The sequence below is a fragment of the [Clostridium] symbiosum ATCC 14940 genome (genome assembly GCF_000466485.1).
Classification (GTDB): domain Bacteria; phylum Bacillota; class Clostridia; order Lachnospirales; family Lachnospiraceae; genus Otoolea; species Otoolea symbiosa.
On the sequence record NZ_KE992945.1, the window covers coordinates 11,566 to 14,637 of the forward strand.

The window sequence follows — 3,072 nt, forward strand, 5'->3', positions numbered from 1 at the left end:
AGGTGTTTTCGCTGTTTTTTGCGAAAATCCCGAGATATGCGGCGCGAAACGGCGTTTTCTGCCGTTTCTGTGCATCATTTGTTGCAGTTTGGCCGGAGGCTGAACTGTAACGGACTGTGCCAGTATAAGCAGGATGGAATCATAAGCGCCAGGTTCTGACTATATGAATCCATTTATAACAATTTATATCAATGTATGAAAGATATATAATAACGGTATCTCGTGAGACAGGTTTAAAAATGACAAAGGCTGTTATTGCGGCCGCGCGCGCTGTATCGGTAAAGAATGGAGAACGGCGACCCGCTGGCAAGGCGCGAGATATATGTAACCTGTAAAAAGGGCCGCTACAAGACAAAAGCGATAGAAGTATTCCTGTCTCTTTGCGGAATCAGCCTTGAAAAAAATGATGTGTGAAAAATCCTGATTATTACTTGTATTTTGCATCCGGTGGAAATATAATGTATTTACATAGTTAGAAATATATGGAAATCAGGAGGTAACAAAAATGGAATTAAAATTTTATGTCTGTGAGCATTGTGGGAATATCATCACGTATGTGCGCAACAGCGGAGTACCGGTTATGTGCTGCGGCCAGAAGATGACGGAGCTTGTGCCGGGAACCAGCGACGGGGCTGTTGAAAAACACGTACCGGCAGTTGAGACAGACGGCAGGGCGGTAACGGTTAAGGTTGGAGAAGTAGAGCATCCTATGATGGAGCAGCATTATATTCAGTGGATTGCCCTGGAGACAAAAGAAGGAGTACAGATTAAGCATCTTACACCGGAGATGAAGCCTGTGGCTGAATTTGCACTGAGTGCGAACGATGAAGCTGTGGCAGCATATGAATTCTGCAATCTTCACGGCCTCTGGAAGAAAGAGATCTAATATGACATTGGGAGCAGGGAGGCCGGTTGCGTTTTCCTGCTTTCTTTATAGATGGGGGTGACCTGTACGCAGAGCGTGCAGGTTATCGCCATAGGCGGCGGCCAGTGCGCAAAGGGAGGAAAACGGATGAAAACAATAGGGATGATCGGCGGAATGAGCTGGGAGAGTACGGTTCTCTACTATCAGATCATAAACGAGACGGTGGGAAAAGAGCTGGGTGGGCTCCATTCTGCAAAAATCCTGCTGTACAGCGTAGATTTCGATGAAATAGAGAAATACCAGGCCGGCGGCGAATGGGAGAAGGCAGGGGAGGTCTTATCGGAAGCGGCGGTAAACCTGGAAAAAGCCGGGGCTGATTATCTTGTTATCTGTACGAACACTATGCATAAAGTTGTGCCCCAGATACAGACGCATATTCAGATTCCCATTATCCATATCGCGGAGGCAACGGCAGATGTGCTGAAGGAGAGCCGGATCCGGAAGGTGGCTCTGCTTGGAACAAAGTATACGATGACCCAGGATTTTTACAAGAAAAAACTGACCGATGCTGGAATTGAGGTACTCATTCCGGAGCAGCCGGATATTGAAACGGTTAATAACGTGATTTTTAAAGAGCTGTGCCGCGGTGTCGTTTCAGAAATTTCGAAACAGCAGTATCTTGCGATAATTGATAAGCTTGCCGCCGAAGGAGCCCAGGGGGTAATATTGGGCTGTACGGAAATCGGAATGATGATCAGCCGGGAAGATACACAGCTTCCTGTTTTTGATACGACAAGGATCCATGCCGAAAAGGCCGCATACCTGTCTATTCAGGACTGAGGCCCCGGTCAGAGACGGATATTGCGCTGAGTGAACCGTAACAGAGGCCGTGTGACAGGAGCGGCCGGACAGTTACAGGCGCTCAGCCGCAATATCCGTTTTTTTAATTCCGGGAGGAATTTATCTGCGTCCGCCGCCCATTCTCTTTGAGAGGGTGCGAAGTGTCTCAACCTGTTTTTTCTGTGCCGGGTTCATGCCCGATGTCAGAATCGATACGATGAGTTCAGTTTCCTGATCATTGAAATCCAAACCGTTATTGCCGGCGGCCATGCTCATCAGCAGCGGCATTAATTTGTCCTTAGGCGTTTTTCCTGCCTTATCGGCCAGCTCCGTAAGATATTTTAGCTTTTTTTCATCCATGCCTTTCAGACGGGGATCCTGTCTCCAGTTTTCATTCATAATTTAAGTTCCTTTCCGGTGTTTTGATTTATGAGAACTGCTGAAACGTCTGCATCAGCATTTGCGCTGTTTCCAGCCGTGACTGTTGCTCAGGCGGCAGCATGTTCTTAATCTGGTCGATGGGAAAACGGAAATGATCGTTTCGGCTTCTGTTCTGGGAAGAAGCGTTTCCGGAATCCCTGTCATGGCTGCGTTCATTCTGACTGCGTTCCTGATTATGTACCTGTTCCTGGCGCGGTTCCTGCCGTGGAATCTCCTGATCCGGAACGTCCATGCTGTCCATATAGGACTGGTATAGCTGGGAGCCCTGTAGGAAATTGATGATAAGATCAATGAAATCCTGTTCGGCTTCTGTTCCGTACGGCTTCATCGCATTCAGCATATCCAGCGGGGAGGCCGGTGCATCTTCTTCCAGCGAACAAATCCCCAGTTCTCCTTCTTCTTTTTTTCCAAACAGCTGAACGGTGCGTTCCAGTTCACCGATTTTGACAAGCAGGGAAAAGATACGCTGTTCCTGTATATTGATGTAGGGAAGAGCCGCTTTGATCATCTGAAGATGAGGCGCGGCCGTCAGATAATCCAGCTCTGTCATTTTTAAAGTCTGTTCATTGCTCATGGGACAATACCTCTTAATTCCTTGCCTAAATATATGCACGAAAAGAATAGAACATACCGACGCTTTGGAAATTACCGCATATACTAAAGTACGATGAAAATTACAGGAGGAAAGTGGGAATGAGCACCCGTTTAATAATAGAAGGCAACAGCGTATACGAAATCGATGAAGACTGCCTTGCCTGCAGTGAAAAACTGGAGAAGGAGAAAAAAGAACCCGTTAAAAGACCTGGTGAAAGGATAGAGCACCGGGGAGGACGCAGGGAAAAATAGAGATTGAATTAGGCAGGTGGGGACGCCGCCGGTACGGCCGGCGGCCGGGGGTGTATATGAGTCTTTCGTCCCGGGGGAAG

5 protein-coding genes are annotated in these 3,072 nt (G+C 47.7%); 3 read left to right on the top strand and 2 right to left on the bottom strand.

Going from position 1 to position 3,072, the window contains the following annotated elements; translation table 11 throughout:
- Window positions 1-505 precede the first annotated feature (505 nt).
- Entirely contained in the window at window positions 506-886 is a 381-nt protein-coding gene (locus CLOSYM_RS13600; protein ID WP_003507838.1) for a desulfoferrodoxin family protein, read from the top strand.
- A gap of 126 nt (window positions 887-1,012) precedes the next feature.
- Complete coding sequence (locus CLOSYM_RS13605; RefSeq protein WP_181900362.1) at window positions 1,013-1,705, top strand: aspartate/glutamate racemase family protein; 693 nt, start codon at window positions 1,013-1,015, stop codon at window positions 1,703-1,705.
- Window positions 1,706-1,825: 120 nt separating this feature from the next.
- Here CLOSYM_RS13605 and CLOSYM_RS13610 read toward each other — a convergent pair whose 3' ends face one another.
- Together CLOSYM_RS13610 and CLOSYM_RS13615 are read right to left on the bottom strand one after the other, a co-directional pair.
- Entirely contained in the window at window positions 1,826-2,104 is a 279-nt protein-coding gene (locus CLOSYM_RS13610) for a hypothetical protein (RefSeq protein WP_003507835.1), read from the bottom strand.
- 28 nt (window positions 2,105-2,132) lie between these two features.
- A complete protein-coding gene (locus tag CLOSYM_RS13615; RefSeq protein ID WP_009298511.1) occupies window positions 2,133-2,720 on the bottom strand; it encodes a hypothetical protein in 588 nt (195 codons plus the stop codon).
- Between the two features lie 119 nt (window positions 2,721-2,839).
- Between CLOSYM_RS13615 and CLOSYM_RS23045 the strand changes: the two genes are divergently transcribed.
- Window positions 2,840-2,992, top strand: coding sequence for a hypothetical protein (locus CLOSYM_RS23045; RefSeq protein ID WP_003507830.1), 153 nt, complete (start codon window positions 2,840-2,842; stop codon window positions 2,990-2,992).
- Window positions 2,993-3,072: the final 80 nt, after the last annotated feature.